This is a genomic window from Flectobacillus sp. (assembly GCF_049240685.1).
In the GTDB taxonomy this organism is placed as follows: Bacteria; Bacteroidota; Bacteroidia; order Cytophagales; family Spirosomataceae; genus Flectobacillus.
Genome location: NZ_JBMLSD010000198.1, coordinates 1 through 5978, shown reverse-complemented (window position 1 = coordinate 5978; position 5978 = coordinate 1). Strand labels below are relative to the sequence as shown.

The 5978-nt window shown below is 36.2% G+C and carries 6 protein-coding genes; all 6 read right to left on the bottom strand.

Translation table 11 applies throughout. The features are described 5' to 3' along the window. Positions 1 to 114: 114 nt before the first annotated feature. Positions 115 to 294 (bottom strand): hypothetical protein, encoded by a 180-nt coding sequence (locus tag ACOVQ4_RS09040; protein ID WP_421820328.1) that lies wholly within the window; start codon positions 292 to 294, stop codon positions 115 to 117. Between the two features lie 13 nt (positions 295 to 307). Further along, entirely contained in the window at positions 308 to 643 is a 336-nt protein-coding gene (locus ACOVQ4_RS09035; protein WP_421820327.1) for a helix-turn-helix domain-containing protein, read from the bottom strand. A gap of 476 nt (positions 644 to 1119) precedes the next feature. Next, the gene (locus ACOVQ4_RS09030; protein ID WP_421820326.1) at positions 1120 to 1941 is read right to left on the bottom strand and encodes a universal stress protein; all 822 of its coding nucleotides are present in this window, start codon (positions 1939 to 1941) and stop codon (positions 1120 to 1122) included. Between the two features lie 222 nt (positions 1942 to 2163). Beyond that, positions 2164 to 3372, bottom strand: coding sequence for a nucleoside permease (locus tag ACOVQ4_RS09025; protein ID WP_421820325.1), 1209 nt, complete (start codon positions 3370 to 3372; stop codon positions 2164 to 2166). 285 nt (positions 3373 to 3657) lie between these two features. After that, positions 3658 to 5058 (bottom strand): hypothetical protein, encoded by a 1401-nt coding sequence (locus tag ACOVQ4_RS09020; protein ID WP_421820324.1) that lies wholly within the window; start codon positions 5056 to 5058, stop codon positions 3658 to 3660. Positions 5059 to 5069: 11 nt separating this feature from the next. Continuing rightward, entirely contained in the window at positions 5070 to 5960 is an 891-nt protein-coding gene (locus ACOVQ4_RS09015) for a hypothetical protein (protein ID WP_421820323.1), read from the bottom strand. Positions 5961 to 5978: the final 18 nt, after the last annotated feature.

Below are 5978 nucleotides of genomic sequence, written 5' to 3'. Positions count from 1 at the left end.
GTTATTTGAAGACATTCATAATCAAAAGGTTATAGTTAAATTTTGCCTTAGATATACTATTAATTTAATCTTTCGAATTACTTGAAAGATATACAGTTAACTAATTACTTCTATTTACTTATCACGTAAAGTAGCATTTTCAGTATTTAGGATTAGCACCCAATTTGCTATTTTGTCTAAAACCACAAAAAGCCAAACAACGTAAGTTGTTTGGCTTTTTATATGACTGACTTCCAAGGATATACGTCTTTCAATTAGCTTTTGCCTCACAAAAGAATCATCTGTTGTTTCCATTTATTCGAAGATTTTAGGCTTCGCTATCAGTCAACTTGGACAAAAGTCTGGCTTGTAATTCAATAATTTTACGTTGCATATCCAATACCTCTTCTGTTTTTAGGACAACATACCCAGCTTGAGTTTCTTGTACATCAGAAATGTTTTGGATTTCAGATTCTCCCATCAAGTAGGCCACAGTTACATTTAATGTACGTGCCATACGGATTAATTGAGAGTATTTCGCATCATTTCGGTTAAGAATGGCATGAAGCGTTGCCTCTGTGATATTAGATTGAATAGCTAATTGAAGAAGAGTCATCCCCCTCTCAGCGATTAGTACCCTGATTCTATCTTCAACTCGTTTCATAGTGCGTTGTGTGTTTTCATTAAAAAAGTTTTAAGATAAGTATATAAGACTTCGGAATTTAAAGGTAACTTTCTCATCAGTGGTCAAAAAATAATTAGTTCCAAATTGTTTTTACTTCTTTTTTAGAAAAATCTTTGAGCAGAACTATTGGCTCAATTTTACTTGAGGTTGATTTGCTTGTGTTTTTTGCAATGGCGAACACAAATATAAAAAAAAATATCATGAAGCTAGGCTTGATTTGTAAAAAAACGATACATGTACTTACATATATTTTTATACATTTCGAAGCGTCCTTTAAATATAGTAGAAACGTAAATGAAATTAAAACAAATAATAAAATTATCATTTGTTAATTAACCTCTCATAAATGAAAGCCCTTCTGAAAACTAATTCAGAAGAGCTTCTCCACATTCCTGCAGATTTATTCATACAATAGTGGGGGTATCATACTTGTTTAGTCAAACTTATCTGACTGATTATGAAAGGGTCATTACGGGAATATCCGAGTGATTAACAACATCTTCGGCTATGCTACCTTTAAACCAATGTGCCAAACCAGTGCGTCCGTGTGTGTACATAAGGATTAAATCTGCTTTGATTTGATGCGCACTATCCAAAATGCCCTCCTCAACGTTGGCACCATCCCAAATATCAAAATGGTAATTTTTTAATTTGAGTTTCGAAGCTACCTTCTTCATATCTTCTTTAAGTACCTCATAATTGATTTGTCGCATAGCGGTATCGACATATACAAAGTGATACTCTATTTCGGGCATATTCAACCATTTGAAGGCTTTTTTTATAAAGTCGGTATTTTCCATATCGGTTGCTATCAATACTTTCTGAATAGGATAATCTTGTTTGTCACCTTTAATTACTAAAACAGGACAATTAGCATGACGTACAATCGATTCGGCGTGAGAGCCTCCAAACATTTCTTTAATTCCTGTAGCACCAGTAGACCCCATCACCACTAAGTCTGCTTTGTGTTTGAGCAAAGTTGACTCAAAATTCTCAACACTTTCTTCTACTACTGCTTTTATTTTCAAGCCCTCAAATTTAGGATTTGCGATAATAGCATTTAATTCATTTTGAGCATCGTCCAAAACACCTTTCCAAGCTGTATCAAAAGGAACTGCCACACCCATCGAATAATACGTTCCTAAGCTTGCAGAAGGAAATATTTTGACTTGTAACAAAGTAATCTCAGCACCATTGTTTCTTGCCAAATCGGCAGCTACATCTAATGCTTTTAAAGAAATTTCACTAAGGTCGGTTGGCACAAGAATCTTTTTCATAGCTGTATCGTGTTTTGTTTTGTTACGGTTTGGTTTCTTTTGTTGGGTCAAGAAAAACACCTTAATCTTTAAGCTTTCTTTATTTCCTTTTCCCTTAACAAATTTTATTCAAAAAACTGATAATCAATATGATATGCATCGGCATTTTTCCTGACAATAATCAAAACAAAAGCCCTCAGAATACATTGATTCTGAGGGCTTTTTGCTATATCTTACTAAGTTTTAGGCTGCCTTAGTTTTGTTTTCACTAAAGAATACAATAAACAACACCAAAACAACTGCCGCAATTCCTGCAGGAACCATCCAAACCGAAGTCCAATCGTGCGTAACTGCACCAGAGGCATCTGTTGTAGAGAATTTGTCCAATACGATACCTGAGATTTTTGAACCAATCCCCATACCAATACCATAAGTCGCCAAGGTAATCAAGCCTTGTGCAGAGTTTTTGATTTTATCGCCTGCTTTATTATCTGTATAGATTTGACCTGTTACGAAGAAGAAATCATAACATACACCATGCAATACGATAGCCAAATATAAAATCCATTCTGAGCTAATACCGTCGCCATATCCGAAACAAACAAAACGAATAATCCATGCTACTAGCCCTACGATAAGCATTTTTTTGATACCAAATTTTGATAAGGCAAATGGAATCAACAACATGAAAAATACCTCCGAAACTTGTCCTAAGGACATTTTGTTTTCCACGTTACTCATGTGCGATTCTGTTAACGAAAGGTTGGCATGAGCGTAATAAAATGACAATGGAATACAAACTAATACCGATGCTATAAAGAAAATGGCATACGAACGGTCTTTGAACAAAACGAATGCCTCTGTACCTAAAATTTCTCCTAGTGAAGAAGCCTTACTTGTTGCTTTTGGAGGAGTATCTGGTAAAAAGAAAGCAAAAATACCTAAAGCTAAAGAGGTAAACATTGAGATTTGGAAAATAGTAACCTTATCACCTATAGCATAATATCCTACAATATTGGTTACCGCAATCCAAGCAATCGTACCCAATACACGAATCGAAGGGAATTCCTTCTCAGGATTTTGCATTTGGTTCATCGCAATTGAGCTCGAAAGTGCCAAGTTGGGTGCAAAAGACAAGGTATAAGCCAAAATGTACCAGAAAAACGCATCTGGATCTTTTGTCTGAATCAAGAAATAAAGTATCGCTGCGCCAATGATATTGAGTACGCCCATTACTTTCTGTGCCGAGAAATAACGGTCAGAAATCATTCCCACAAAAAATGGGGCAATAATAGAGGCAATTGAAAAAGTGGCATAGGCATTCCCTGTCTGGTCACCGCTAGCACCAAGTCCAACGATTAGGTATTTACCCATTTGACCATACCATGCTCCCCATGTAAAAAACATCAGGAACATCATAACCATCAATTGAATTTTTGTAGTAGTACGCATTGTTATTTTTTATAGTTTTTGTTGGATAGAGGAGACGGCATTGGGTGTACACTCGTACGAGCACGTTTCTCCTAATTCTTCAAATATACGATTTGAGCACGATTTATTTATATGGATTTGGAGAATACAAGACAGGAATCATGGAAATGTATAACTGTAGAAGGTCTATGAGTTTGAAAACTCATAAAAAAGAAAGTCCAAGTCTGAAGACTTGGACTAGGTACGCTTAATACTTTCAATTAGCGGGTAAATTTATTCACCCGTAATCTGATGTGGAAATCTCCCCTATTGAGCAGACGGAATATTCTTTAAAGAAGTACAAATCACTTTATCATCCTTAAAACATTCAGGGTTTCTTTTGATCAGCTCGGCTTTGTAGGCTGGCTTTTGATTCCCGTATATGCTAGTAATATCTGTTTTATTTTTGGCAAAAATCAAATTTACCACGCTATCTGCCGTTTGATTCTGAATCGTACTATTTTTGAAAGTATAGGCTATATCTTTTTCTTTCAAAACTGATTTCGGCAAAGGATTCAAAGGTGGAATTTCTACCTTTGGAGGCGCTACCGGAATGGGCGCTGGCGGCGCTGATGTTACTACTACAGTTGGAGTCGTAGCTACAACATGATATCGCTCATATTCTCGGTAGCCCGCATATCCACAAGCAAGCAATAAGATAACAGATAGTCCTCTCCAAAATTGATATGAGCTTAGTATGGAGGAATCCTCCTCCTCAGGATAGCTGATATCGGGTGATTCGAAGGGATTTTCTGTTTTGGGCTTATTGCTGGATAATTGTTTGAGTTGCGCCTTCAACTCGTTATACTTTTTGACTAAATCGTTGTGTTCGGCAATGAGCTTATTCTGATTTACTTTTTTCTGAAAAATAGACATATCCCAATTTCTTGGGGTGATTTCTTCAGGAGTATTCTTCTCAGGTGAGGTATTTTTATTTTTCTGAAAAGAAGGGTTTTTACTTTTCTGTTGTTCAAAACACTCTATTTCCTTCGCTGCTTTTCTTTTTTCTATTTCTGCTAAAAATTGCTCAGAATTGATAAAAATATATAGCCCTTTTTCAATCACATAATTGGCAATATCGACCGAGTCGGTGAAATAAATAGTATCAAAATCGCTTAGTAAATAGGCACTTTTTTGTAAAAATAGATTTAACTCTGAAGACAAATCACAATAGACTACCAGAAAATTATTTCTTGTTTTTTGAAATAAAGTGGCATCTAAAGCCTTAAAATTTAAGTCAAGTTTATTGAGGTCTTTGGGCTCACGAACAATCAATTCGTCGGAATGCTTTACTTGAAGCACATGGTTGATGATATTGCGCTGTTCGGCAATAATATCAGCATGAAACTCGTCGAGACAAGAAATCACCAAAGGTTCTTCGCAATTGGTGTTGAAAAAAGTAATACTCGACCCAATAAAAGTACCTCCTCTATCGGAGTGCTGTTCGCGTGCAAACGAATATTGAGTATAAGATAAAGCCTTGGCACCGTTGGCAACTTCTTTTCTAATCGAATACAAATTTGCCTTTGGGTAAATCGTAATCGCATTGGTATTGAGGTCAAATGACTTCAAATAGCGAGAATTCGGGTTATTTAAAAAAAAGGTTTGCTTAAATCCGTTAGGAATTCCAAAAGTACCAAAAGCCAATAAATCAATCGAAGTGGACATAGTCAAGTGGTTTATTTGCCAAAAAATCTTTCCCAGAATGTACCTTCATAGTTGATATCGACACCCACAATGCTACGATACAACCATTCGGACAATACTTTTGCGGTTTGGAGGTTCAACTTAGTAAGTCGCTCCTCGCCTATCGAGTTTTTCTCGATATGTCCGATTGTATAAAAAGATTTGTTTAAACCATAGGTATCCATTCGTTGGCTAGTCATAGGCATACGGTCACGAATAAAATTATCGAGCTGTTCGACACTCGACACACCCATCGAGCCCGACTTATCCCATTTGGATACTACTAGAATAGCATTGACTGATTTCAGACTTTTTCCTTTTCTTTCGAGTTCGTTCAAAAAGCTCATCATCAAGGCATCGTCATTGTGTGCAGTGTCGTAGTCTGTTACCAAAATAAAATTAAGGGGAATATTGGCATTCAAGTATTCATCGATACTGCTATGGTAATTGCCTCCACGACGAATTTCGTAGTGATTTTCGCCAGAGGTTTCCAAAAAAGTTAGCTTGATAGGCGGTACTTTTTTGGATTTATTATTAGGTTCAAAAATCAAATCAATACGTGTCACACGGTCACGGGTGGTACGATTGGGTAAAACTCCTTTTCGGATATTATCCAAAAAATCAAACAGTAAAACCTCTGCTTCTTTGCTATTGGGCGTATCGAGTTTGGGACGTAAAACACCCGCCTGCGAACTTAAATAGTACAACATCGAAGACAAAATCACCGACTTCCCACTTTCGGCAGTACCAAAGAAAAACACAAAATTACTATCCTGCATTTGTATTGAAGGAGAAGTAGTTTGAGCCATAGGTACAAAATCGCTATTGTTATCCATTGGCGATTTTGTACTGATGGGAGTTAATATTTTTTTATCGTTATTCATGGAGAAAAATTAAGTTAA

Bases quoted from the DNA above. Each gene is read 5' to 3' on its own strand.
- ACOVQ4_RS09040 (WP_421820328.1), bottom strand. From the start codon at position 294: ATGGAAACAACAGATGATTCTTTTGTGAGGCAAAAGCTAATTGAAAGA.
- ACOVQ4_RS09035 (WP_421820327.1), bottom strand. From the start codon at position 643: ATGAAACGAGTTGAAGATAGAATCAGGGTACTAATCGCTGAGAGGGGG.
- ACOVQ4_RS09030 (WP_421820326.1), bottom strand. From the start codon at position 1,941: ATGAAAAAGATTCTTGTGCCAACCGACCTTAGTGAAATTTCTTTAAAA.
- ACOVQ4_RS09025 (WP_421820325.1), bottom strand. From the start codon at position 3,372: ATGCGTACTACTACAAAAATTCAATTGATGGTTATGATGTTCCTGATG.
- ACOVQ4_RS09020 (WP_421820324.1), bottom strand. From the start codon at position 5,058: ATGTCCACTTCGATTGATTTATTGGCTTTTGGTACTTTTGGAATTCCT.
- ACOVQ4_RS09015 (WP_421820323.1), bottom strand. From the start codon at position 5,960: ATGAATAACGATAAAAAAATATTAACTCCCATCAGTACAAAATCGCCA.